A 25,939-nucleotide genomic window follows, 5' to 3' on the forward strand; every position below is an offset into this window, starting at 1 on the left:
GGGGCCTTCCGGCTTTCAGAGCACGGCCTGACTGCCGGCATTATCCCGGCTGAGGCGCGGGTTTACCTGCGAATAGGGTAGTTGCAACCACCCTATTCGCAGGGAACCCCGCCCCTCAGCTGTCGGCATGGCTCCATCCCTACGCAGCAGCGTCCCTGCACAGCCATCTTCCTTGACCCAGCTATCCACACTGCGGTCCGCCCGTGTGGGCTGCGGCCGCACCGGACGCCAACCTATTGGCATGGAGCCAAAAACCCGCATCAGCTATCAACGGCAGGAACTGCTTCCGACACCGTTGATGCCGCGGGCAGCGCTGCACTTCGACTACGAGCCCACAGATGAAGCAATCTTCAAAGAGCGTCAGCGGGAGAAGGCCCTGATGAAGCTGGGGTGGAGCTTCGTCAGGCTTGAGTGGCGGGACCTGTTCATGCCGGGGATCACGCACCGGCGGATACTGGACGCGATGGACCGGGCGGCCAGGATCAACGCCGCCTGAGCCGAAACAACGTCGACGGTGCTGGCGGAGGGAACCCGGCGCATTGCTGCTGACTTTTCGGCGTCATCCGGGGATACTGGGCAATAGCGGTGTGCGCCGTTCACTTGCACTTATCGCCTGGGGGAATAAATGCGTAAGATCAGGCTGATTTTCGGCGTTTTCATGCCGGTGCTGGCGGTGGTCCTGGCCGGGGGAACTGTGGCAGCGCCTTCGCCGGCTGCTGCAACTGAGACACCAAAGGCTCCCACAGTGACGATTGACTCGGAGCCCACGGGAGAATTTCCGGGTCAGCTCCTGGTATCGCCCGGCGAGGATTTCTCGTTGACCGCAACCGCCAGTGGTGGCAGAGGCCCTTACACCTTCACCTGGTCGGGCCCCGACCGGTTCGCTGCGGCCGGACCAACGATTTCGTTGACGGCGACTGCCGCGCATCAGGGCATTTTTCAAGCAACGGTGACCGATGAGGCAGGCCTGACGGGAACTGCCGAATTCCGCGTAGGCGTTCGATTGGAACAGCCCACCATGTCCGTGGTATTGGAGCAGCAAGTCTATGAAACCGGTCAGGGCGTTGATGTAGTCGCAGAGCTGACCACCCCGGTTGGTCCTGCCGTGCTGGACGGCGGCGTGGTGAATTTCTTTGTCACCGAACTAAACGTGACAGGTGGCGCAGACCTGACTGGTATCAATCCAGTCGTTCCGGTCGAAAACGGGCGCGCGGCATTTTCGTTCGCTGCCGGCGGGCCAGCCGACTATCGGGTGACCGCTTACTATGCCGGCACTCCAGCAACATCGTCTGCGTCCGTAGATCCCATCTTTTTTACCGTCACCGCTCCCAATGCACTGCTGGTTGCGCCGAGCAAAGGCACCGTTGACCGGAGGGGGACCGGCCAGCCGGCGGAGTTCACCGTGCATGCCCGGCCCAACGAACTGATTCGGATTGACGTGAACCCGGGTTCGCTGGCCTTGGGGCCGATAACCACGGATGCGGCCGGGACTGCGTCCATCCAAGTGACCGTACCGGCCGGTTTCCCTACGGGGGATCAGACCTTGAGCTTTATCGGGGAACAGTCCGGGCGGACGGGTATGGCTCTGCTCAGGGTAGGTGATAGCGGGCCGACCGTCAGGCTCAGCCCTGGGACCGTTGACCGGGCATTCGGAGGCCAGACCGTGATCGGGGCAGTGAGCGGATTCGCCCCTGAGACGTTACGGGTCTGGTTGGACGGGCGGGAAATCGGTCCGGCCCTGGACCGCCTCCTGGCTCCGGACTTTGAACTGTCGATTCGTGGGGATTTTCCGCTGGGCCAGCACACCGTCAGGGTCGTGGGCATGACCAGCGGGCTTGAAGCGGCTGCAACCTTCGAGGTACTCGATACAGGTCTGCCTGATCCGGTTCCGGGATTGATGGATGTCCGCAAGGACACGCTGTTCTATGACGAGATCGTGTGGATGGTGAACAACGGCATCAGCACCGGTTTCCCTGATGGCAGCTACCGCCCGTACCAGCCGATCAACCGCGATGCGATGGCAGCATTCCTGTACCGTCTGGCAGGCAGCCCGTACTTCGAGCCGCCAGCGGTTCCGCCGTTCGCTGATGTGGAGAGGACGAACCAGTTCTACAAGGAAATCACTTGGCTGGCGGCCGAGGAGATCAGCACCGGCTGGGAGGACGGCACGTTCCGCCCCTACCAGCCGATCAACCGCGATGCGATGGCGGCGTTCCTCTACCGTCTGGCAGGCAGCCCGGACTTCGAGCCGGCGGACCCGGCCCGCTTCTCCGATGTCCCTGTAGGAACCCGGTTCCACAAGGAAATCAACTGGGCAGCGGCGAACGGCATCACCACCGGCTACAGCGACGGATCATTCCATCCGGTGCAGGCGATCGACCGCGAAGCCGTGGCGGCATTCCTCTTCCGGTTCGACCAGCTGCTCGGTCAATAACGACGACGGCGCCCGCTGGCATCGTCGGCTCACCACAACAAGGCTGGCCCCGATCACGAGGATCGGGGGCAGTTCTTAACTTAGTGGCCAAGAGGACACTAGACGAGCTGATCAGCCGTGCACCGTCGACGGCCAATCTCTATATCCAGCAGGGAGTGGCCGAATTCGGCCTCGGCAATGTGGAGGCCAGCATCGCGGATCTGGAAACAGCGGCGGCGCTTTCTCCGCAATTCCCGGTGTCGAGGCGGATCCTGGCCCGCGTCCATGATCGGACCGGGGATCCGGCGGGAGCCGCTGCAGCCCACGCCCGGGCGAGCAGCCGTGGTTAAGGGCAGCCCTTCGGTTCCCGTTCCTGCCGCACTCTGCCAACTGGTAGACTGGTCCGCGATGCCCAGGCGAGGGAGTCGTCGCGTGTCCAATACACCAGACTCCGTTATCGACGCGGCTAGTAACTCTTGTTCGTCTGAACTTATGTTCGGCGCGATCGTCGGTTCCTAGACAAGCGCCAAGGTCCTGTGCAACAACAGACACCATTCGAAGTTCCAGGAGTTAGTCATGGCTGATCAGAAGCTGCAAGCAGAACCCCGCACCACCTTCGGCAAGGGCTCGGCCCGTCAGGCCCGCCGCGCCGGCCAGATCCCCGCCGTCATCTACGGCCACGGCGCAGAGCCGATCCACATCCTGCTGCCGGCCCGTGAGACCGCCCTTGCCGTCCGCCAGGCCAACGCCCTGCTGACTATCGTCGACACCAAGGGCGCGGACCACCTGGCCCTGGTCAAGGACGTCCAGCGCGATCCGGTCAGGCAGATCATCGAGCACGTCGACCTGCTGACCGTCCGCCGCGGTGAGAAGGTCATCGTTGACGTTCCGATCCACGTCGAAGGTGAACTGGCTCCGGGCGCCATCATGATCCAGGAGGAAGTCGTTGTCTCCGTCGAGGCCGAGGCCACGCACCTGCCGGAAGCTCTGACCATCAGCATCGAAGGCCGCACGGCCGGCCAGCACGTCCTGGCTTCGGACATCGAGCTGCCGGCAAACGTCACTCTGCTGGCCGATCCGGAACTGGTGATCGTCAACGTCACCGCGCCGGCCGCCGCCGCTGCTGAAGAAGGCGAAGCTGCCGCTGAGGCTCCGGCCGCCGCCGAAGCCGAGTAATACAACGGTGAGCAACACCTGGCTGGTAGTCGGGCTCGGCAACCCCGGGCCCGGCTACAGCCAAAACCGCCACAATGTGGGCCAGATGGTCCTCGACGAGCTTGCCGGCCGCGTCAGCGGGCACTTCAAAGCCCACAAGTCCCACGCGCAGATCCTCGAGGGCCGTCTGGGCATCGGCGGTCCGCGTGTGGTTCTGGCCAAGCCGCTGACCTACATGAACCTGTCCGGCGGCCCGACGTCGGCCCTGGCCAAGTTCTATGACATCGCCCCGGACCATGTCATCGCGATCCATGACGAGATCGATATCCCCTTCAACACGCTCAAGCTCAAGATCGGCGGGGGAGAAGGCGGCCATAACGGCCTGCGGGACATCAGCAAGGCGCTCGGCACCAAGGACTACCTGCGCGTGCGGGTGGGGGTCGGACGCCCTCCGGGCCGCATGGATACGGCGGACTATGTGCTTAAGGATTTTGCCACAGCGGAGAAAAAGGAGTTGCCCTTCCTCATCGACGATGCCGCCGATGCGGCGGAGCTGGTCATCCGCGAGGGCTTGGTCCATGCCCAGCAGAAGTTCCATTCGCTGAAATCCTGAGCTCCGGCGGACGGTTTCGGCAAAGAATAGTTCGTCATCTAAATTTTGTAAATACCGGATTGGCATTCACAGATATTTTCTGCGTATTATTCATCCAGCCTTTATGGCTCCCATGGCGGGGGCCGACGGTGGGCGGCCTCTGAGACTGGGCCACCCCCATTCCACCGTCGGCCCCCTTCTTTGTGCCCTGAATTGAGTGCCGACTGAACCTTGGCAGTAAAGAGCCCAAGCGAAGGTAAGGCTGCTTGTCAGCGCTGGCGTCCGGGTCTACGATGGCCCAACCGGACGTGGAAAAAGAATTTATTGGGGCATAGCAGCAACACTTTGAGGGGGACAATCGTGTTGATTTTCTCTTTTCGCCTGCCCTTGCCTGTGCGCATTTCCGGTAACTGCGACGGTGGAGCGGCCGCGCAAGGTCAGACATGCCAGGGCCGGATAGGACTGGGCTAAGTCCGGGCCGGACACGATCATGACGGCATGGCCAGCGCCTGTCCATCCAGCCCGGGATGCCCTCTGCGCCTCGATCGGAAAAGAACTGACCGGCAGTGGGGTCGCGGGCGCCGTCCTCGTTGGCCCGTCGGGCACCGGAAAATCGGCCCTCCTCGAGCGGGTGATTGCCAACCTGCCGGAGAGCGTCTGCTGCATCCGGGTACGCGGCAGCGCCGTCGCCGCTGAAACTCCGTTCGGCGTCCTGAGTTTCCTGCTCGCCGGGTGCAGCGATGCCGATCTGCTGCAACCTGCCGCGGTCCTCCGCGCACTCTTCCGCGTACTGGCAGATACTGCCGCCGGACGGACGCTCCTGATTTCCGTGGACAATCTCCGCGGACTCGACCTCGCTTCGGCCGCGGCGCTGGCCCAGCTGGCGCGCACCGGGCATGTCCGGCTCCTGGTTGCCGCCTCCGACTGCTGCAGTTCAGACGCCTGGGGCAGCGCGGAACACTGTGCTCCGGCCCAGGAATTCCTGCGGCTCTGGGCCGACGGGCAGCTGGTCCGGTTCGATCTTGAGCCGCAGCCGCAGCCGCAGCCGCCGCCGCTGCCTTCATCGTTGGAGCCAGATCAGGAATCCAACGTCGCTCCTCCGGCGGAGACGGCGGCTGCACGGCTGCACGGGACCACCCCCGGCCAGGCGCGGATCATCGACATGCTGGCCCTCGCCGTCGAAATGCCCGTGCGCACACTGCGGCAGCTGGCCCCGGTGCAGGAGCTGGATGAGCTCCAGGAACGCGGCTGGCTGCAGTTGGTTCCGGGCCGTCTTCCTCTGATGCGCCTGTCCGATCCGGTACTGCGGGACGCCGTGCGGCTCAGCGTGCCGGCGGGCCGGAGCAGCCAGCTGTGGTCGGAGCTGTCCGCAGTGCTCGCTGCGGACCAAATCCCCGCTGGGGCAGTGCGCGGCATGGCCGCCTGGAGCATCGCCTGCGGGCGGGCGCCTGATCCCGATCTCGCCCGGCACGCCGCCAGGCAGGCCAACGCCGCCGGCTGCCCGGCGGAGGCGGTCCGGTTCGTCCGGGCGGTTCCGCCGCCGTCCCGGCAGGATCCCGGCCTGGCGCTGGAGGCGGCCCGGGCCCTCATGGCTCTGGGCGAACCAGCGGCGGCTGCCGTGAGCATTCGGGAAGCACTGGCCCGCGGCGTTCCCGAGCACGGGCACTGGGTCCGGCTCATGGTCGCCTTGCACCGCGCAGTGCGCTGCCTCCCCGGGCAGGAAGCGGACGCCGGCCGGGTGCTGGACGGGCTCCGCTCCGCGCTGGCCGGGTGGCAGGCGGAGAACAACGACGCCGGCTTGGCAGGCCTGCGCATGCAGGTCGCCGTGGCGGCCGCTGACTATGCGGCCTACCGCGGCTGCTACCGCGAGGTGGAGCAGCACCTCGGGAGTATTGCAGAAGACCACCGGACCGGCGCAGCCGCCCCGTTTGAGGCCACCCGGTTTGAGGCCGCCGCGCTGCTGGCTGAAACGTGGGCGCTCCTGGGCCGTCGGGAGGAGGCAGGCCGGGCTGCCGAGGGTCTGGAGCGGAGCCTTGGAGATGGGGCCGTGCCACCGGAGATGGAGAACCGGGTCCTGGCCTGCGTCGCCCTGGTGCGCTTCCTGTGCGGGGACTGGAACGGAGACGGCATCAGCGCCGTCCCGATGCCGGACGTCCCTACCGGGGACGGTGGCTCCCTGACCACTGGACTGCTGCACGCGGCAGCCGGCCGGTCGACGCCGGCGCTGCAGGCGCTGCTACCCGCCGTCGAACGCCTCAAGGACTGTGACCCCGACGGCCTGCTGCCGCTGGCGCACGCGGCCGCCGCCTGGGCAGCAGGGACCCAGCCGGATACCGCGCAGCAGGTCGGGATGGTACCGGACCTGGCTGGGCCCCAGGATTCCTGGCTGGTGCAGGCAGCCACCGCCTACTTCAGGATCCTGGCCGGCTCCGCGCCGCAGCCCGCCGGCTCCGCGCCGCAGCCCGCCGGCTCCGCGCCGCAGCCCTCCGGCTCCGCGTGGCAGTCCTCGCAGGCCGCGGCCGGATTCGTCCGCCTGGCCGACGCCGCCCGGCACCGCGGACTGGCCGCCGTCGAACCCGTTTTCCTCGCGGCAGCGGCAGCGCAGGGAAGCCAGCCGGCCGCCAGACGGCTGCTGGCTGCCGCCGGCCGCGGCCCCTTTCCGGAAGCCCACGCCGCGTACGCCGTAGGCCTGCTGCACGACAACGGTGCCGCGCTGCTGCGGGCCGCGGAACTCGCGGCAGCGGCCGGTAACAATCTGCTGGCCTGTCAGGCCGCGGCCGCGGCACAGAGCATCGCCGGGGCCCGGCAGGACCGGGCCCTGGCCCGCAGCGCCCGCGCCGCCCTCAGGGCCGGCTACCGCAGCATGAACGGGCAGGGTGCGGACCAGTTGGAAGGGCTCAGCGGGTTCGAGCTCCGGTTGGCTGCCGGAGCGGCGGACGGCCGCAGCAGCGCAGCGCTCGGCCCGGAACTGAACCTGTCGCCGCGGACGGTGGAATGGCATCTGGGGCGGATTTTCGAGAAGCTGCACGTCTCCAGCCGCGCGGAACTGCGCGCGGTGCTGGCCGGCAGCGGCCTGATCAACGGGGCGTAGGGAGGTCACCAACCACGGGCAGGAACCACAAAGCAGGAACCACAAAGGCAGGCGCCGGGGCCTAGGAGCGCCAGGAAGGGGATTGATGGACTCCGGCCGCACCGCATCGGTGGTGGGGCGTGAAGCGGAGGTCCGGAACGTCGTCGAAAGCATCAGCACAACCGGCGGCGCCTTGATCGTCGCGGAGCCGGGTGCGGGCAAAAGCGCCCTGGCGAGGAAGGTGCTGGCGGAACTCGGCGGGAAGGTCCGGCCGCTGTGGGTCTTTGGAAGCCCCGGCCTGCAGCAGCTCCGCTTCGGCGCGCTGGCACCCTATCTTGTCCACGGATCCGCCGGGGACACCGGCTCGGTGCTCGGCGTCATGCGCACCCTGATGGGCCATCTGCGGCGGATCTCGCCCGAGGGCGTCCCGGTCCTGCTGGTGCTCGAGGACGCCCAGGACCTCGACGAGGGAAGCGCGCTGCTGGCGGCGCAGCTGGTCTCCGCCGGCGCCGTCCGGCTGCTGGCCCTCAGCCGTCCCCGGCCGGCGCCGTCGCCGGAGCTGCGGTCGCTGGCCGCCGATGGTCTGGTCGACCGGTTCGACCTGGCTCCGCTGGGCCCACGGCAGGTACGGGAGGCGGCCGAAGCAGTGCTGGGCGGGCGCCTGCTGGGCGGCAGCGCGGAACTGCTGGGCGAGCTGTCGCAGGGGAATCCGCGGTGTCTGCTGGCCCTCCTGGAGTGCGCCCGCCGTACCGGGACGCTGGCGGAGCACGACGGCGTGTGGCTGCTGACCGGCGCACCGGCACCGGACCGCCGGCTGGGGGATGTGGTCCGGCAGCAGCTGGCCGCGTGCACCGCCGACGAGCGCGAAGTGCTGGAGACGGTGGCCCTCGGCGGGCCGCTGCCGCTGGACGCGCTGCTGGCCGCAGTTCCCGCCGAGGCCGTTGATTCGCTGGCGGGCGCAGGACTGCTCACCATTGCGGGCGATCCCGGACGGCTGGTCCGCATTCCGCACCCGCTGTACCGGGAGGTGGTCGGCGGGCGGGTGCCGGCCGGCCGCAGCCGGGACCTGTTCGAACGTCTCATGCCGCACCTCGGGGAGGACCTGCTCGGGGCGGACCCGCCGGCGGACGGACTGCTGGGCGAAGGCCCGGCCCGGCGCGCCGGCTGGGCCCTTGATCTGGGCATTCCGGTGCCCGGCGGCCGCCTCCTCCGGGCGGCCCGGACCGCCAACGCCCGCTTCGATACGGCGCTGGCGCTTCGCGCCGCCGAAGCCGCCGCCGAAGCTGCCGCCGACCCCGCTGCGTCCGGCGCCGCCCGGGTGGAAGCGGCACGGGCATGCCTGCACGCCGGCGACTTCACCCGCGCGCGGGGGCAGTTGGCGGGATTGCTCGGCGGCGGGCCGTCGCCCGCAACCGCAGCGGCGGCTGCGGTGCTGGAGGCACGGCTGGCGCTGCAGAACGGCGGCGGGGCGGCGGAACTGCGGGGTGTCGCCGAAGCCTGGCGGGCCGCCGTCGAACGCTTAGGTGACCCGGGGGGTGCGGCACCGGCGGGCGCCCACCTTCCGGCCGGACCCCGGCTGCTGTCCCTGTACGCAGCTACTGCGGACCAGACGGCTCCGGAGATCGAAGCCGAACTTCGGATCCTGCTGCGGCAGGTGCGGCATTCGCCGGAGGCGGAGCTGGTGGCCAAGACCCTCCTGGGCCACATCCTCACCGTGTCCGGCCGCTGCGAAGCCGGTGCACTGCTGCTCCGCGAGGCGCTTGAGAGCGTGCGGCTTAGGAGGGGGCCGTTGCTGGAGTACTGCGAAACCGTGCTCGGCAGCCTCAGCCGGGCGCTGATCAGGTGCGGCCGGTTCGAGGAGCTCGAGGGCATCCTGGCCGTGTACTCCCGGTCCGGAGTCCGGGCCCGGATCCACTTCGCCGGCCTGGTCGAACTTATCCGGGCGCTCATGGACCTGCAGCGCGGCCAGCTGGGTGACGGCCTGCAGCGGCTCAGCGCCGCCGTCGAAGGCCTGCAGGTCCTGGATCTGGAGCAGGTGCTGCCGCTGGCCCTGGCCATCGGAGCCTATGCCGAGGCGCTGTCCGGAAGCGCGGAGAAGGCGGACGGATACCTGACCCGGGCCGGTTCGCTCAGTTACGGAGCTCCGCCGCAGCTGCAACTGCTGGTGCGCGGCTACGCAGCCGCGGCCCGGATGATCCGGCAGCACTCGACCGGGCAGCACTCGACCGGGCAGGTCGTCCCGCCCGCCGCGGAGCTTGAGGCACTGGCGGCCGAGGCCGGCGGGCGCGGACTGTTCGCCATTGAGGCCGACCTTCGCCTGGCCGCCGTGCGCGTCGGCGACCTGGGCCAGCTGGAGCGGCTGGCCGAGTTGACGCAGCGCTGCGAGGGAGTGCCCGCACGGAAGCTCCACATCATGGCACAGGCGCTGCTGGAGCTCGACGCCGAACCGCTGCTCCGGCTGGGGGACGAACGCTACCTGCGGCTGGCAGCAGCGTGCCTGCAGCGGGCGGAACGCCTGCCCGGAGGGCTGCGCCGGCAGCAGCTTGGCCAGCGGAAGCTGCTCAAGTCGCTGCTGGGCAGCCTGCATCCGGGGCCGGCGGAAACCGAGGATGTAGTCGGCACTGAACCCGGCCCCGGCCCGGCGGCTCCGGCCGCCATCCCGGCAGCTCCGGATACCGCCCCGGCCGCCCCTGATACCGCCCCGGCCGCTCCCGAACCGGCGGACCAAAGACAAAGAGGACCGGCGGCAGGTGAGGCGGGCACTGCGCCGGTTGCCGGCGTCGTACCCGGCGTCCGGCTGACTGACCGGGAGCGGGTCATCGGCACACTGGTGGTCCAGGGCCGCCGCAATGCCGAGATCGCCCGTGAACTGGGCCTGTCCTCCCGTACGGTGGAAGGGCACATCTACCGGCTGTTCAACAAGGTGGGTATTGCGCGGCGGGCGGAGCTGCAGCAGGCGCACCTGGACGGAACCGCGCCGGTTTCGGCGCCCGCAGCGCTGATCGACGGCGAGTCCGGGCCACCGACCTGAGCCGGCACTACCGTGGTCCAACTGAGTATCTGGACCGCGAACCGGCTCCGGCTCCCGTAGGTACTACCCAAGACATGGGTATTGGGCCGAGCCTACGCTGTCCTATAGGGGCATTGGGGAGCAAGTTAGGGTCTTATTCATCATGGACAGCCGCATCTTGGGGCTGCCGCGGACCTCGTCCGAGCACCTGTTCTTGGGGGACAGGGCGGAGGACATTGCAGCGTCGCTCAGGCGCGCAGCCGCGGCAGGAGCAATCATTGTTGGGGACACTGGGTCAGGCAAAACCACACTGGCACAGCATGCGCTGAGGGCGCTGGGCGGCGACGCGTACATCGTCCGCATCCGGGGCAGCGCGGCGATGGCAGCCATTCCGTACGGTGCCATCAACTTCCTGCTGAGCGAAGCCGACGCGCCCGACCTGGACCATCCGCTCCAGGTCCTGCAGACCGTGGCGCACGTGCTGCAGGACAAAGCGGCGGGCCGTTCCGTGGTGCTGTTCGTCGATAACGCGCAGTCGCTGGACCGGATGGCCGCGGCAATGCTGGCACAGCTGGTGGCCATGGGCCGGGCACTGCTGCTGACCTGTTGCGAGGACATCTCCGCGCTGCCCGGCGGACTGGACCGGTTGTGGCAGGACGGGCTGCTGGAGCGGTTTGATATGCCGGGTCTCGGCATCAGGGAAACCGCGGCATGGCTGGCCGCTGCGCTGGCCGGGGAGGGTTCGGCCGGGGACAGCCCGGCCAAGGAGGTGTCGACGGCCGCCGCCCATGCGCTGTGGGCTGCCAGCGGCGGGAATCCGCTGCTGCTGAAGGTGCTGTGCGCTGAGTGGAGCGCCTCAGGCCGGCTTGCCGAAGCCGGCGGCACCTGGGTGCTGACCCGGCGCCCGGCGGTCCGCGGTGCGGGGCTGGCCGCGGTGCTGCCGCCGGCGCTGGCTGACGTGGGCGGGGGACAGCGGCTGCTGGCCGAGGTGCTGGCCTTTACCGGTGCGCTGCCGGTGGCCCCACTGCTGCGGCTGGGACCGGCCGAGGACCTGGACGCACTCCTGCTGCGCGGGCTGGTTCGGTTGGTGCCAGGTGCCCGGCCGGCGGCGCATTTCCCCAGCCGGCTGCTGCGCGAAGTGGTGCGGCGCGCGGTCCCGCCGGAGCGGTCCCGGGAGCTGCTGGCTGCGGTTGGCGCGGCCGGCGGCTGGGAGCTGCTGGCCGGGGACGCAGCCGGGGGCGGGGCGGACGCCCTGCTGGGCACCGCCGGGACGGCGCTGGCGGCGTGGAGTCTGGAGTGCGGGGCCGGACTGGGCCCGCAACACGCGCTCGCCGCTGCCCGGCTGGCCAACCGCTCCCATGACGCGGCAGCCGCCCTCGCCTTCCTGGCCGCGGCGCCGCAGGTGGGTTCGCCGGCCGCGACGGCCGAAGGCTGCCGGGCGGCCCTGGCGCTGGGGGACCATGCGGCGGCCCGCCGGATGCTGGCTGACTATGACGCTGAGACCGGGGCGGACGGTTGCGGCGGTGCGGAGTCCGTCGATCTGGCCATCGTCCGCAGCGAGGTCCTCAGGGCCGAAGACCGGACCGCACCGGATACCGCCAACGTCCTCATCCGCGCCCGCTGGCGGCTGGGCTGCGTTTCACGCGGTGCTGCCGGCTGCGCCGGACCCGGCGCCGAGCGGCTGGACGTCGCCGAAGCTGCGCTGGCGGTCTACCAGGGCAGGTACCGCGAGGTGGACACCGCGGCACTCCTGCCGCTGCTCCACAGCGGGGAACCGGACCTGCGGGACCGGGCCCGGGCCGTGGTTTTCGAGACCTGGGCAGCGATGGGGCGCGAAGCGGACGCGGTGCGTCTCGCCGTCGAACTTCTGGGCCTGCCGGGACTGGCGGACGGCGCGCCCGGGCACCCGGGTGTGGTGTACCCGAGCTTTGGGCAGGGTGGCCTGGAGCCGGCCTTCATCCGCATCTTCTCCTCCCTCAGCGTCCACCGGCTGTGGGACGGCTGCGGCCTGCTGCTGGCGGGGCCCCGTGTGCTGGCCGGGGTGCTGGCGAATCCTGACCTGCTGCCACTCGTGGAGGTGGCCGCGGCGCTGGCCGATGCCGAATCAAATCATCCGGCCCGCGCGCTGCGGCGGCTGCAGCCGGTGCTGAACCAGCTGCGCAGCCACGATTCCCGCAGCCTCCGCCGTGTGGCGGCAGCTGCCGCAGCCTACGCCCACGCCCTGCTGGGGGAGCGGGCAGCGGCGGCAGAACTGCTGCGGGAGGCCGCGCCCGATCCCCGCTTCCGGCCGGCTTGGCGGGCGGACGTCCTGGCGAGCTACTACGCTGCGATGGCTTCGGCCGCTGTGTCCTCTGTCCCGGCGGCCGTGGACCGGCTGCTGGGAAAGGCGCAGGCGGCGCACGACGGCGGCGCCGCGGCGGACGAGCTGCTGTTCCGCAGCGGCGCGGTCCGGCTGGGGGATGCCGGTTCCGTCGCCGGCCTGGCGAAGCTGGCCGCCGGGCTGCAGGGGCCGGCGGCCCGGCTGTGGGAAAGCTATGCCGCCGCAGTGGCGGAGCGGGACGGCGGCGGGCTGCTCGCCGCCGCCGATCTGGCCGCTGCCCAGGGCAACGGGCTGCTGGCCCGGGAGGCGGCCAGGCTGGCACTGACCGCTGCAGGCCGGACCGGGGATGCAGCCGTGATGCGGGCGGCCCAGAAGCACCTCCATGCCCATTGCGAGAACTTCGATTTCGCCCTCGGCGCGCACGGCAGCCGGCCGGGCCTGACGCCGCGGGAGCGTGAAATCGGCGCACTGGCCGCCGCCGGTGCGAGCAACGGGGCGATTGCCGATCGCCTCAATCTGTCGGTGCGGACTGTGGAGGGATACCTGCACCGGATTTACCGGAAGCTCCAGCTCGAGGACCGGCGGATCTTCGCCGGCTCGGCCGCGGGCTGCCACTAAGGCCTCCGGCCATAACCGAATAGCAACACCAGACCAGAGGGGGGACTGGTACCGTGTACAACTCACACCTGCCTGCCGTCGTTGGACGCGCGGACATTATGGAACGGATCGCCGAGAGCCTGTGCGATCCGGAACGCTGCGGGGCGGTGGTGATGGCGCCGGCGGGACTGGGGAAGACCGCCGTGCTGCGCGCGGTCACCGCGGCCTTCGCCGCCGAATTCGACTTCCATTGCACCTCAGCCAGGACGACGGCGGCACTCGGCGTGCCGTACCATGCCCTGGCGCCGTTCCTGGAGGACCTGCCGGCCGGAGCCAACGCCAGCCCGGTGGACGTGCTGCGCTGCGTCACGGGATTCCTCTCCACCCACCTCCGGCTGAGTCAGCAGCAGGCGTACGAATACACGGCTATTCGTGCTTTACGTGCTGACTCAGCGAGGGGTGCTGGGCAGGGCGCAGCTCGGGGCCGGCAGGCCGTCGTCGTTGTTGACGACGCCGACGAGCTCGATCCGGCCAGCGCCGCCGTCGTCACCCAGCTGGCCACCGGCGGAGCCGCCCGGGTGCTGCTGTTTTCCCGCCCGGGGCGGATGGAGGGGACGGAGCTGATGTCGCTGTGGTCCGAGGGGCTGCTGGAGCGGTTCGACCTCGGGCCGCTGGCGCCCGGGCACGTGCACGAGCTGTGCGGGAACGCGCTCGGCGGCACCGTGCTGCCCGGCTCCAGCGCGGTGCTGGGCGCGGCGTCCGGCGGCAATCCGCGGATCCTGCTCGCGCTGATCGAGGAAAGCCGCCGGCTGGACCGGCTGGTGCAGCGCAACGGTGTGTGGCTGCTGGTCGACGCACCGCCGGAGCGCTGCCCGCGGCTGGCGGAGCTGGCCCGGGACGAACTCGCCCGGCTGCACCCGCAGGAGCGGGAGGCAGCGTTCGTGCTGGCGCTTGCCGGGAGTATGAAGCTGTCCGCGCTCCGCCGCCTGGCGGACGGACCGGCGATTGCCGGGCTGGCTGCAGCGGGGCTGATCAGTGTGGACCCGGGGCCGGCCGGCGCCGACCCGGCGGTGCAGCTGACCGGCGTGCTCCAGGCCGGGTCCGTCCGGCAGCTGGCACCGCTGGGGCTGGCGCTGGAATACGGAATCGACCCCTGCCGCCCGGCCGGGCCGGCCGGGGTGCCGCACCTTCCGTACCAGGGCGCTCCGGAAACCCCGTTGCAGATCCGCGACGCCCTGTCACTGCTCCGGGACCAGGACCTGGCGGCTGCGGCCGTCCGGCTGGCCGAGCTGGAGGCAGCCTCGGTGCCGAGCCTGGTCATCTTCGGCGGTACGCTGGCCTTCCTGCGCGCCCTGATCGATTTCCGGCGCGGCTTCATCCGCGAGACCCTGGCCCAGCTGGTGCCCGCCGTCGAGGGGCTGCGCCACGCGGACCCGGAGCACCTGCTGCCCTACGCCGCGGCCGTCGCCGCGGATGCGGCAGCGCTGCTGGGGGACCGGGACGCCGTCGCACATTATTCGGCAGTCTTCGCGGACCTGTCCGCCGAGCTGGACGCCGGACCCCGCGAGCACTCGCTGCTGGCCTGCGCGCATGTGGCCGCAGCCAGCGCCGTTTTCGAGGGCGCGTCCGCGGCGCTGGCCGGGCTGGCCAGGGTCGCGGACCAGCTGGCACGGACCGGGCCGGTGCGTGCGGAAGCCGAGGTTATCGGGCTGCTGCTCAGGCTGGGGGATTCCGGCCGGGTGGACCGGCTGGCGGAGATCACCCGGGGTTGCGAGGGGACCGAGCTGCGGCTGGCGCACGACCATGCCCTGGCCCTGCAGGAGAGGTCCGGTGACGCTCTGGTGCGGGTCGCGGAGGCCGCCGAGGCCGCGGGATACCTGCTGCTGGCGGCGGAGGCTGCGGCCAGCGGCGTCCGGTGCCTGGCCCGGGACGGAGACTTCGTCCGGCGGCGCAACGGAATGAAACTGCTCCAGCGCCTGCTGGAACGGTTGCCGGATGTGGTCACAGCACAGCTGAATGAGACCCACGCCCGGAAGGAACTGACCCACCGCGAGCGGGATGTTGCCGCGCTGGTGGCCAGCGGGGCCGGCAGCCGGGAGATCGCCGCGCGGCTGAGGGTTTCCCTGCGCACGGTGGAGGGGCACATCTACCGGATCTACGAGAAGCTCGGCGTCAGCACCCGCAGCGAACTCGCGGCGGCATACCTGGCCCGGACCCCGGCCCCGGACGGAACGGCAGTCCCCGGCTGACCGCGGCCCTGGAGGCGGGCCCGGCTGCGGGCCCTGACCCAGTTTGCTCAGGTACCTCGACCCGGTTCACGGTTTTTTCGGCGTGTCCGGGAAACACGCCGCAGCGTCTTCGCAGTACCTGAGCAGACTCAGCCGCGAGCGCCTGCCGATGCTGCTGAGTCGCGGGGAGGGGACGCGGGGGTGAGTAGGGATGCGTACGGGTTGAGGGGCCGGGCACGTGGTCGAGGGACAAGTTGCGTGCAGTCCACGCGTGCCGCTCCCGGGGCCGATTCCTAGGCTTCAAGGGTGGAACCGGGCGGAGTCGCCGCCCGGACCGGCACCGACCGGATACCGGCACAGGCACCGCCAGTTGGGGCAACGGGCGGTCCATCAGGAACCACGTCAGGAACCGTGCCGGCCACCCAGAGTCAGAACAATCAAGGGGAGATTCAGATGACGCTGCAAACCACTCGACCGCCGCACACCCACCGCAGCCCGGCACCTGCCGTGCCGGTCACCATCGCACCGACGGCACCCAGTACGACGCCGGCACCGGCCTTCACCTTCGACGTCGCCATCGTGGGCCTGGGCTACGTCGGGCTGCCGACGTCGCTGGCGTTCCGGGAGGCCGGCTACCGGGTGCTGGGCCTGGACGCGAACCCGGCGCGGCTGCAGGTGATCGCCGCCGAAGCCGCGGACCTGGTGCCTTCGGACCGGGAACGTCTGGCCCGGGCCCTCGCCGACCCCGGGTACGCGCTCACCGGTGACGCTGCCCGCCTGCGGGAGGCTGCCGCCGTCGTGATTGCGGTGCCGACGCCGGTGGATCCGTACCTGATCCCGAACCTGGACATCCTGCGGTGCGCCTGCGCCACCGTTGTGGAGAATGCGGTGCCCGGGCAGCTGATCCTGCTGACCTCCACCACGTATGTGGGCACCACCCGGGACCTGCTGGCCGTGCCCCTGGCGGCGCGCGGACTGATCCCGGGCACGGACGTGTTCGTGGCCTTCAGCCCGGAGCGGATCAATCCGGGCAGTGACGACATCGCGCATGAGGACGTGCCGCGCGTGGTCGGCGGGATCACCGAGGCCTGCGGGGAGGCGGCCGCCCTGCTGCTGGGCAAGTACGTCTCGCGGGTGCACCGGGTGCCGTCCGCGGACGCGGCGGAGATGACCAAACTGGTGGAAAACACTTTCCGCGCCGTCAACATCGCACTGGCCAACGAGTTCGCGGACATCTGCCGGGCGCTGCAGCTGGAGGTCATGGAGGTGATCGAGGCGGCCGCCACCAAACCGTACGGCTTCATGAAGTTCACGCCCGGGCCGGGCGTCGGCGGGCACTGCATCCCGTGCGATCCGCACTACCTGCTCTGGCAGATGAAGAAGGAGCGGCTGAGCACGCCGGTGATCGAGCAGTCGATGAACGCGATCGCCGCGCGGCCGGGCCAGGTGGTGGACCGGGTGCGCCGGATCCTCTCCGACCGGGACCGGGCTACGCATGCCGCCCGGGTGCTGGTGGTCGGCGTCGCCTACAAGCCGGACGTGGAGGACCTGCGTGAATCGCCGGCGCTGGAGATCCTCGCCGGGCTCGCGGCGGAGGGGGCCACGGTGGCCTACCACGATCCGCTGTTCCCGGCCCTGACGCTGCATGACGGCACGGTGCTGGCGCATCAGGATGATCCGGCCGCTTTCGCGGCGGATCTGGTCCTGCTGCACACCGCGCACAGTTCGCTGGAGCTGGGCTGGATCGGTCCGGAGCAGGCGGTCCTGGACACCACGTACCGCCTCGGCGGCGAACTGAACGTGCTGCACCTGTAGCACGGGAACTGACTCACGGTTATCAAGGGGAGCAGAGCTGTGAAAACTGTCATTACCGGCGGCGCCGGCTTCATCGGCAGCCATCTGACCGAATACCTGCTGCGGGCGGGGGACGAGGTGGCGGTCATCGACGATCTGTCCACCGGGAACCTGGCCAACCTGGACGGGGTGCGGGGGCACCCGCGGTTCCGCTTCGTGGAGGGCACCATCCTGGACCGCGAGGCGGTCAACGGCCTGGTGGCCGGCGCGGACCGGGTGTTCCACCTGGCCGCGGCGGTGGGGGTCCGCCTGATCGTGGACCATCCGCTGGAAAGCCTGCGCACCAATATCCACGGCACCGAGGTGGTGCTGGACGCCTGCCGCGACGCCGATGCGGCCCTGCTGCTGGCCTCCACCAGCGAGGTCTACGGCAAGAACACCGCGGACCGGCTGCCGGAGGACTCGGACCGGATCCTGGGCTCGCCGCTGCTGTCCCGCTGGACGTACGCGGCGGCCAAGGGCATCGACGAGGCGTTCGCCCACGCCTACTGGCGCGAGTTCGGACTGCGCGTGGCGATCGTCCGGCTGTTCAACACGGTGGGTCCCCGCCAGACGGGCCGGTACGGCATGGTGGTGCCGAACCTGGTGGGGCAGGCGCTGCGCGGGGAACCGCTGACCGTGTTCGGCAACGGACTGCAGTCGCGCTGCTTTTCCTACGTGTCCGACGTCGTTCCCGCCCTGGTGCGGCTGGTCCAGTCGCCTGCCGCGTACGGGCACGCCTTCAATCTGGGCGGCATGACGGAGATTTCGATCCTCAGCCTGGCCGAGCGGGTGGTCCAACTGCTGGACAGCCCCAGCGAGATCACGCTGGTGCCGTACGAACTGGCCTACGGCGAGGGCTACGAGGACATGCGCCGGCGCGTGCCGGACAACACCCGGTCGCGGCACCTGGTCGGCTTCAATCCGGCCACGACCGTGGATGAGATCATCCTGGGCGTGGCCGAGTGGATGCGGGCCACCCTGCCGGCGCGGCCTGCCGCCCGACGGCGGCCTGCGGCCGGACGGCGGCATGCCGCGGCTGCAGCAGCGCTGAGCCGCTAGGAGACCGGATGAACCAGCACCCAGCAACCCACGGCCTCCGGCCCCGGCACCGTGCAGCCGTCCCGCCCGGCCCGTCTGACCGGTTCGGCCCACCTGACCGGTTCGGCCGCTTCGGCCCGGCGTACTGGTGGGGCGCCACCATCCTGGTGATGATCCTGATGGCTACCTTCGCGACCGTCCTGGGGGCGCCGCGGGCCGGGGCGGCCTCGGAAACGGTAGTCAGCCTGACGTTCGACGACGGCAACGCCGACCAGCTTGAGGCCGTCCGGATCCTGGACAGCCACGGCCTGGACGGTACCTTCTTCGTGGTCTCCGGCCTGGTCGGCGCCACGAACTACCTCACCCTGCCGCAGCTGCAGGAAATGGCGGCGAACGGGCACGAGATCGGCGGCCACACCGTCACGCACCCGGACCTGGCGCAGGTCTCCGACGACGAGGTGCGGCGGCAGGTCTGCAATGACCGCGCCAACCTCACCGGATGGGGCTTCAAGGTCACCAGCTTCGCCTATCCCTTCGCCTCGATCATCTCTGAGGCGCGGCAGATCGTCGCCGACTGCGGCTACAACAGCGCCCGCGGCCTCGGTGACATCGCCAGCCGCTTCGCCGAAGTCCAGGGCCTCGATGTCGCGGAGACGGTCCCGCCGGCCAATGCCTTCGAGACCCGGGCACTGGACCAGGTGCAGAACACCTGGACGCTGCAGGACCTGAAGGACGTGGTCACCAACGCCGAAACCACCGGCGGCTGGCTGCAGCTGACCTTCCACAACGTGGACAACAACGGCGGCCCCATCTCGGTGGCACCGGCGGTGCTGAATGAGTTCGCCGGCTGGCTGGCGGCCCGCTCCGCGCAGGGCACCACGGTCCGGACCGTGGACGCGGTCATCGGCGGCGCGGTCAAGCCCGCCGTGCCCGGACCGGCGGTCCAACCCGGACCGGTCAACGGCAACCTGATCCAGAATCCGGGCTTGGAGGAGGCCGGCCCGGACCTGCCGCGCTGCTGGCAGATCGGCCAGTGGGGGGTCAACCAGCCGACCTTCAGCCCGACCTCTCCAGGCCGGACCGGCACCGTGGCCCAGCAGCTGCTGATGGAAAGCTACGCCTCCGGCGACGCGAAGCTGCTGCCCACGCTGGACCTCGGCGGATGCTCGCCGGCGGTCAGCGCCGGCAACACGTATTCGCTGCGCGCCTGGTACAAATCCAGCGGCGCCACGCAGTTCGAGATCTACTACCGGACGGCCCAGGGCGGCTGGACCTACTGGACCTCGAGCCCGTTCTTCGCCGCCGCTGCGGACTGGAGCCAGGCGGAATTTACGACGCCGGGCATTCCGGCGGGTGCCACCGGCCTGAGTTTCGGCCTGAACCTGGTCTCCAACGGCACGCTGGTGACGGACGACTACGAGCTGTATAACTCGGCCGGTGCGCCGCCGCTGGGCGACACGGCGCCTCCTCCGGTGAACCCGCCGGTGGATCCGGGCCCGCCGACCGAGCCGCCGATCGACCCGACGCCGCCGGATCCGCCGGTCGACCCGACGCCGCCGGATCCGCCGGTCGACCCGACACCGACCGGCCCGCCGGTCGAGCCTCCGGTCGAACCTGAGCCGCCCGCGGAACCCGAACCCGAACCCGAGCCGCCGGCGTCGTACCCGGATGTGCCCTCCGGCAGCATGTTCTTCAGCGGGATCATGTGGCTGGCCCAGCAACGGATCACCACCGGGTTCGAGGACGGCACGTTCCGGCCCACCCAGCCGGTCAACCGGGATGCGATGGCGGCGTTCATGTACCGGTTCGCCGGTTCGCCCGCCTTCACGCCGCCGGCGGCCTCGCCGTTCCGCGACGTGGCGACCAGCAACCAGTTCTACAAGGAAATCACCTGGCTGGCGCAGCAGGGCATCACCACCGGGTTCGGCGATGGCACGTTCCGGCCCACCCAGCCGGTGAACCGGGGTGCGATGGCAGCGTTCATGTACCGGTTCGCCGGTTCGCCTCCCTTCACGGTGCCGGCGGCCTCGCCGTTCCGGGATACGGCGACCAGCCATCCGTTCTATCAGGAGATCACCTGGCTGTCCGCCCGGGGCATCACTACCGGCTGGCCGGACGGCACCTTCCGGTACCTGCAGCCGGTCAACCGGGATGCGATGGCGGCGTTCATGTTCCGCTTCAACCAGGCCTTCCCGCGGAACTGAGGGCCGCAGCCCCCTTCCGGTGAGTCAGCAGCAGGTGCTTGAAAGCGCGCGCTTTCAAGCACCTGCTGCTGAGCGAAGCTACGGGGCCGGGAGCGGGGAGGTGCCCTCGCTGAGCAGCCGGGAGAACTCGCCGGCCGGTTGTTCGATGCCGCTGCAGGTCGGAGAGGCGGTCGCCATGGCAGCATCCGGGCCGCAGGCAGCATCGCGGTTCAGCGACCACATGGAGATCCGGCCGATCTCCCGGTCCCGGGCGAAGGCGTTCAGCCCCCGGGCCGCCTCGAGGTCGAAGACATCCCCGGGGACCTCGTTCCGCCCGATCAGCGGGGTCAGCCCGATCTGCCGCCACAGCTGCCGGCCGTCCGGCCCGGCCCCATCGTCCGGCCCGGCCCGGCTATACAGACCCGACAGCTGGGCGTGCGCCGCTTCGGCCGCACGGAGGGAGGCGTCCATCATGCTCTCGCCCTCAGGCCGGAGGGCGCCGTAGTTCATCGTCATCAGGTTCACACCGGCCAGCTCCACGCCGGCCTCCAGCAACTGGGACATCGCAGCCAGGCCCGGACCGGTCAGTCCGTCCGGGGCCGCCGGAAGGGTCACCCAGACCGCCAGGTCGCCGCCGGCGGCCAGGCGTTCGGCCTGCAGCTGTGCCATGGCGCGGGCCCGCCGCTCGCCGCCCGCTTCGTCGGCCAGGTTGTGCGCCTCGATGTCCAGGTCGACAGTCTCGATGCGGTAGCGGTCCAGGACCTGCCGGTAGGCCGCTTCAAGCTGCTCCTGGCCGGTGCACGCGGTGGCGAGTTCGTCGTTCAGGGCCCCACCGAAGGAGACCGCCAGGCTCCCGCCGTCTTCCTGGAACCGGGCGATCCGGGCATCAAGGTCCAGCTGGTCGGCCGCCTCGTCCAGGCTGAAACGCGTTCCCCAGGACGGGGTGCAGGACCGGACCGGGTCCGCGACGATGAAGGACAGGACCGCGCTCTTGCCGCCGGGCGGGGCGCCCCGGACAGCGCCGAGCTCGAACGGATGGGCCGGGGAGAGGGTGACGTCGACGTAGCCGCCGAACCACGGGCGGGGCGGGTTCAGCTCGATCAGCCCCCAGATCAGAACGGCCGCCATGGCGGCGGCACCGGCGGCGGCTCCAGCGCGCCGCCGCCAGGACGAGCCGGCGATCCGCTGCCGGGTTCCGGGAGACTGCCGGCGGTCCTCCTGCGCCACGGTGCCACCTCCTGCCCCCGATTGGTCGAGAAGTTCCTCGAAGCGACATTTGAGTGAAGCCTATTCACGCTCCGGCGCGCCAGTCCAGCACTGTCCCTACCCACACCGCCTGCGTACAACCTGCCCGGCATCCCTGCGGGACTGCGGGCAGGTTGCGTGCACCCTACTCGTGCCGCCCGCCGTCCCGCCGCTTACGCTGGGTCGTATCGATCCGGCGTCGACCCGCTGAAACGTCAAGGGCACGGTGTCGAACCCAGTAGGTCCGGATCGGGAAGGGTCTGGAACAGATGCGTTGTTGCACTGCGGTACGGGGCGCGGGCCGTTGGGGAATGGCCTGCCGTCCCGTGTTGCCAGGCACGGGCGGATCGCGCCCGCGGACGGCTGGAGCCGCTGTGTATCTGGTCCCGCATCCCGTGATGCGGGTGCCCGGTCCGTGGCTGGCAGTGACGGAGTCTCCCCCAGACCCTAGCTCCCCTGCATTGCCTGCCCGGCCGGCGCATCCCACCCATTGCCGGCTTCAAGCAGAGGGGCCGGACAGCGGAGGGGCAGCCGTCTCCGGCCGGAACTGAACCGGCCTGGAGGCGAAGCTGCTGCCGCCGCGGTGGGTCGATACAACTCGCAGTGTTGTTGGGGGAGATTAGTGATGAGTGCAGAAGTTATCGTGCACGGCCGGGGGATTGGGGCCAGGCACGCACGGTTCGTCTGGGCGCCCGCCGCCGAGGTGCGTCCCGCCCAGGAGCGGACGACGCCGTCCGCCGGCTTTGATTTCGATGTCGCCGTGGTGGGCCTGGAGCAGGCGGGGCTGACGACGTCGCTGGCCTTCAGTGCCGCGGGCTGCCGGGTGCTGGGGGTGGCGGAGAGCCCGCAGCGGCTCAAGGCGGTGCGCAGCCTGCGTCACGGACTGGCCGGCGGGAACCGGCGGCGCCTGCGCAGCGGCATGGATCCGTGGCACCCGGTGGATCCGTCGTACGAACTGACGGCGGACCTCGCCCGCGCGGCGGAGGCAGCGGCGGTGATCGTGGCGGTACCGGTCCCGGAGGATGACCGGCTGCTGCCGGACCTGCGGCAGCTGCGCCGGATCTGCGCGGGCGTGGTGCGGCAGGCGGTGGCAGGACAGCTGATCGTGCTGGTCTCGACCACGTATGTCGGGGCCACCCGGGAGCTGCTGGTGGACCCGTTGGCCGCGCGCGGTTTGGCTGCCGGACGGGACGTGTTCGTGGCCTTCAGCCGGGAACTGACGGATCCGGAGGGAACGGGGCCGGGGGAGTGCCGTGAATGCAGCGCGCCGGTGATGCCGCAGCAGGTCCACTGTGTGGTGGGCGGCGCGACGGAGGTGTGCGGCCAGGTCGCCGCGGAGCTGCTGGGCAGGTTGACTTCGCGGTTCTGCCGGGTGGCGACGCCGGAAGCGGCGGAGCGGACCAGCCGCGCCGAGAAGATCCGTGCGGCCGATCTGGGGCTGGCCGGGCCCGGTCTGGGTTCCGGGCCGGCCGGGAACTGAGCCATGCTGCAAAACAAGGCGACGGAACCGGCACCCCGCCGCCGCATCGCAGCGGCGGTTGCCGCCGCCGTCGTCCTCGCCGCCTGCGGCACGGCGGTGCCGGCCGTTCGGCACGTGGCCGCCGCGGGGGAGCGGTACCCCTGGCACACGGACATCGTGGCCACCACGTTCTGGGTGGGGGAGATCTTCGACCCGTCCGCCGCGGACGGCAGCCAGGTCCTGTCCACCTACGATTCGCGCTGGCTGGAAAGCTACGGCGGCTGCGACGGCGTGATGGTCGGCGGGCGGTGCGAGACGGAGCCGCGCGTGCCGTCCAACGGCTACTTCCCGCTGCACACGAGCCCGCGCCAGAACCCGTTCTACCTCGATCTGCCGTACGACGACGTCCATCACCCGGAGGCCTTCGCCCGCCGTGCGGAGGTGGTGCCGTGGGCCGCCGGGACGGATCCGGGCCTGGCCGCGGACCCGGCGTACAGCTACCTGAAGAACCGCTGGGTGCGGCTGAAGAAGGACGGCGCCATCTGCTACGGCCAGATCCAGGACGCCGGTCCGGGAAACTACAACGACGCGGCCTATGTCTTCGGCACGGATGATGCGCGGCCGGCGAATACGAAGTACAACGGCGCCGGGCTGGATGTGTCCCCGGCGCTGAACGGCTGCCTGGGGTTCAGCGAACTCAACGGGCAGAACGACCGCGTGGACTGGCAGTTCGTCGACGAGGCCGACGTCCCGGACGGGCCGTGGCGGCTGATCGTCACGGCCAGCCCTGTGCAGTAGGGCCAGCGCAGTAGTTCTGCCTTTCCACCAGGAGGACATCAATGGAGTTCTGGAGAATCGTCCTGATCGCCGTGCTGGTGCTCGGCGTGAGCAGCATCTTCTGGTCGATCGTCGGTCTGATGCGGTTCACCGGCGAGCAGTTCCGCCGGGGCCGGCGGGCGCGCGTGCCGGGCATTCCCGCACCCGCCGACGTCGCCGTCCTGGTCGCCGCGCACAACGAGGAGCTGGTCATCGCCGACACCATCCGGTCGGCGTCGGCCCTGGTGCCGCTGGAGAACATCCATGTCATCTCCGACATGTCCACGGACCGGACCGCGGAGCTGGCCCGCGCCGCCGGGGTCAATGTGCTGGAACTGGAGCCCAACCGGGGCAAGGCCGGGGCACTGGCCGAGGGCATCCAGCAGTTCGGGCTGTGCCGCCGCTTCCAGGTGGTCCTGCTGCTGGACGCGGACACCCGGCCGTCCCCGGACTACCTGGTCACCGGCCTGCCGCTGTTCGCCGATCCCGGCGTGGCCGCCGTCGCCGGCCGGGCCAAGTCCCTGGTCCGGCCGCACCCGCCCTCCTGGATGGGCCGCTTCCTGGTCGCCTACCGGGAACGGCTGTACGTGGTGGTGCAGACAACGCTGAAGTACGGGCAGGCGGCGCGCGGGGCGAACGTCGTCTCGATCGTGCCCGGATTCGCCAGCATGTACCGGACCACCGCCCTGCCGCAGATCGACATCGTGGCCAAGGGCCTGGTGATCGAGGACTTCAACATGACCTTCGAGCTGCACGCCCGGCAGCTGGGCCGGATCGCCTTCCACCCCGGAGCCGCCGTCGCCTACACCCAGGATCCGGACACCCTGCACGACTACATCCGCCAGGTGCGGCGCTGGACGCTGGGCTTCTGGCAGACGGTGCGCCGGCACAAGTCGCTGCCGGCGGCGTTCCGCACCGTGCTGCTGGTGCATATCTTCGAACTGTTCTCCAGCGGGCTGCTCCTGCTGTTGCTGGTGCCGGTCTTCGCGCTGTCGCTGGCGGCCGGATGGGTGGTGGAGATCGCCGTCGCGGCCGGAGCCGCCGCTGCGGATCCGGCGATCCAGGGCCTGGCCTGGGCCTCCGGAGTGCTGCCGGCGGAGGCTGTGCTGCTGGGCGTCATCCTGCCGGATTTCCTGCTCACCATCATGGCCGCGGTGGCCTCCCGGCGGCCGGTGTACCTGCTGTTCGGGCTGGCTTTCCCACTGGTGCGGATCCTGGATTCGGCCATCTGCCTCAGCCAGTTTCCCAAGGCCTGGCTGGCCAAGTCCACGGGTGTGTGGAAGAGCCCCAGCCGCCGCGTCCAGGCCGCCGGCTCCCACTCTGACGGCGCCCCGGAAAACACCCAGCAAAGCGCCCCCGCCCCCTCCCGCTGACTGCGCGCCAGACGCACGAATAACGGCTCCAACGGACGTGTGCTGCGGTTGCACCGAGGGCTTGTTGCTCGTGTCGGTCCGCAAACGGCAGAAGACGCTGGGATATGTTGAGCCGGAAAACGTGAGTCCGGATCGTCTTCAGTACGCTGTCGTGAGTGCAGCACGATGGACCCGATCCGGACCAAACCGGTCAACAATGCTGTCCGGCGGCGGCCTGTCCGCACCAGTGGTGCGGTTTCCCCGGGAGGGGCCGGCCGCGTCGTGGGTTAGACGGCAGGGAAAGAAGGATCGTGGCTGCAGAAGTGTTCATGCACTATGGCGGGTTCGGCAACAGGCGTGCCCGGTTCGAGTGGGCGCCGGTGAACGGCGGCCCGGCCGGCGCGGCGGAACCCGCGGCAGCCGCTGAGCCGGAGTCCGAATGGATGGCGGACACCGACGGTTTCCTCGACGCAGACGCACCTGCGCTCCGGCCGGACCGGTGCCCCGGCCAGGATCAGTGGCCGCTGGGCGCCTAGGAGACTGCTGAACAAGGGGCGATTTGAAGGGCTGGTGAGGGCGAATTGACGCTCGAACCAGCCCTTCGGCGTTTCTGGGTATGAAGGAG

General features: G+C 70.2%; 17 protein-coding genes. 16 read left to right on the forward strand and 1 reads right to left on the reverse strand.

What is annotated here, in order from left to right:
- Positions 1 to 241: 241 nt before the first annotated feature.
- The 12 genes from AC5RWU_RS11285 to AC5RWU_RS11340 all read left to right on the forward strand — a co-directional run bounded on the left by AC5RWU_RS11285 (position 242) and on the right by AC5RWU_RS11340 (position 20,463).
- Positions 242 to 496, forward strand: a complete 255-nt coding sequence (locus AC5RWU_RS11285) for a hypothetical protein (RefSeq protein ID WP_494030959.1) — start codon at positions 242 to 244, stop codon at positions 494 to 496.
- 507 nt (positions 497 to 1,003) lie between these two features.
- Positions 1,004 to 2,434, forward strand: a complete 1,431-nt coding sequence (locus tag AC5RWU_RS11290) for an S-layer homology domain-containing protein (protein WP_494036990.1) — start codon at positions 1,004 to 1,006, stop codon at positions 2,432 to 2,434.
- 83 nt (positions 2,435 to 2,517) lie between these two features.
- A complete protein-coding gene (locus AC5RWU_RS11295) occupies positions 2,518 to 2,763 on the forward strand; it encodes a tetratricopeptide repeat protein (RefSeq protein WP_494030961.1) in 246 nt (81 codons plus the stop codon).
- Between the two features lie 226 nt (positions 2,764 to 2,989).
- Positions 2,990 to 3,589, forward strand: a complete 600-nt coding sequence (locus AC5RWU_RS11300; RefSeq protein WP_494030962.1) for a 50S ribosomal protein L25/general stress protein Ctc — start codon at positions 2,990 to 2,992, stop codon at positions 3,587 to 3,589.
- Between the two features lie 7 nt (positions 3,590 to 3,596).
- Positions 3,597 to 4,181, forward strand: coding sequence for an aminoacyl-tRNA hydrolase (gene pth / locus AC5RWU_RS11305; RefSeq protein WP_494030963.1), 585 nt, complete (start codon positions 3,597 to 3,599; stop codon positions 4,179 to 4,181).
- Between the two features lie 469 nt (positions 4,182 to 4,650).
- Positions 4,651 to 7,251 (forward strand): helix-turn-helix transcriptional regulator, encoded by a 2,601-nt coding sequence (locus AC5RWU_RS11310; protein WP_494030964.1) that lies wholly within the window; start codon positions 4,651 to 4,653, stop codon positions 7,249 to 7,251.
- 85 nt (positions 7,252 to 7,336) lie between these two features.
- Positions 7,337 to 10,261, forward strand: a complete 2,925-nt coding sequence (locus AC5RWU_RS11315) for a LuxR C-terminal-related transcriptional regulator (protein WP_494030965.1) — start codon at positions 7,337 to 7,339, stop codon at positions 10,259 to 10,261.
- Between the two features lie 142 nt (positions 10,262 to 10,403).
- Positions 10,404 to 13,178, forward strand: a complete 2,775-nt coding sequence (locus tag AC5RWU_RS11320; protein ID WP_494030966.1) for a helix-turn-helix transcriptional regulator — start codon at positions 10,404 to 10,406, stop codon at positions 13,176 to 13,178.
- A 53-nt stretch (positions 13,179 to 13,231) separates the two neighbouring features.
- Positions 13,232 to 15,406 (forward strand): LuxR C-terminal-related transcriptional regulator, encoded by a 2,175-nt coding sequence (locus tag AC5RWU_RS11325; protein WP_494030967.1) that lies wholly within the window; start codon positions 13,232 to 13,234, stop codon positions 15,404 to 15,406.
- Positions 15,407 to 15,838: 432 nt separating this feature from the next.
- Positions 15,839 to 17,200 carry a nucleotide sugar dehydrogenase gene (locus AC5RWU_RS11330; protein ID WP_494030968.1) on the forward strand — a complete coding sequence of 454 codons (1,362 nt, stop codon included), beginning with the start codon at positions 15,839 to 15,841 and terminating at the stop codon, positions 17,198 to 17,200.
- Positions 17,201 to 17,239: 39 nt separating this feature from the next.
- Positions 17,240 to 18,280 (forward strand): dTDP-glucose 4,6-dehydratase, encoded by a 1,041-nt coding sequence (locus tag AC5RWU_RS11335; RefSeq protein ID WP_494030969.1) that lies wholly within the window; start codon positions 17,240 to 17,242, stop codon positions 18,278 to 18,280.
- Between the two features lie 8 nt (positions 18,281 to 18,288).
- Positions 18,289 to 20,463, forward strand: coding sequence for an S-layer homology domain-containing protein (locus tag AC5RWU_RS11340; protein WP_494030970.1), 2,175 nt, complete (start codon positions 18,289 to 18,291; stop codon positions 20,461 to 20,463).
- Between the two features lie 78 nt (positions 20,464 to 20,541).
- Here AC5RWU_RS11340 and AC5RWU_RS11345 read toward each other — a convergent pair whose 3' ends face one another.
- A complete protein-coding gene (locus AC5RWU_RS11345; RefSeq protein WP_494030971.1) occupies positions 20,542 to 21,669 on the reverse strand; it encodes a chitinase in 1,128 nt (375 codons plus the stop codon).
- 643 nt (positions 21,670 to 22,312) lie between these two features.
- On the opposite strand from AC5RWU_RS11345, the gene AC5RWU_RS11350 reads away from it, so the two are divergent.
- The 4 genes from AC5RWU_RS11350 to AC5RWU_RS11365 all read left to right on the forward strand — a co-directional run bounded on the left by AC5RWU_RS11350 (position 22,313) and on the right by AC5RWU_RS11365 (position 25,850).
- The gene (locus AC5RWU_RS11350) at positions 22,313 to 23,167 is read left to right on the forward strand and encodes a nucleotide sugar dehydrogenase (protein WP_494030972.1); all 855 of its coding nucleotides are present in this window, start codon (positions 22,313 to 22,315) and stop codon (positions 23,165 to 23,167) included.
- A 3-nt stretch (positions 23,168 to 23,170) separates the two neighbouring features.
- Positions 23,171 to 23,944 carry a hypothetical protein gene (locus tag AC5RWU_RS11355; protein WP_494030973.1) on the forward strand — a complete coding sequence of 258 codons (774 nt, stop codon included), beginning with the start codon at positions 23,171 to 23,173 and terminating at the stop codon, positions 23,942 to 23,944.
- A gap of 41 nt (positions 23,945 to 23,985) precedes the next feature.
- Positions 23,986 to 25,335, forward strand: a complete 1,350-nt coding sequence (locus AC5RWU_RS11360; protein ID WP_494030974.1) for a glycosyltransferase family 2 protein — start codon at positions 23,986 to 23,988, stop codon at positions 25,333 to 25,335.
- Between the two features lie 290 nt (positions 25,336 to 25,625).
- Positions 25,626 to 25,850, forward strand: coding sequence for a hypothetical protein (locus AC5RWU_RS11365; RefSeq protein WP_494030975.1), 225 nt, complete (start codon positions 25,626 to 25,628; stop codon positions 25,848 to 25,850).
- Positions 25,851 to 25,939: the final 89 nt, after the last annotated feature.

The organism is Arthrobacter sp. B0427-1-12, assembly GCF_059092905.1.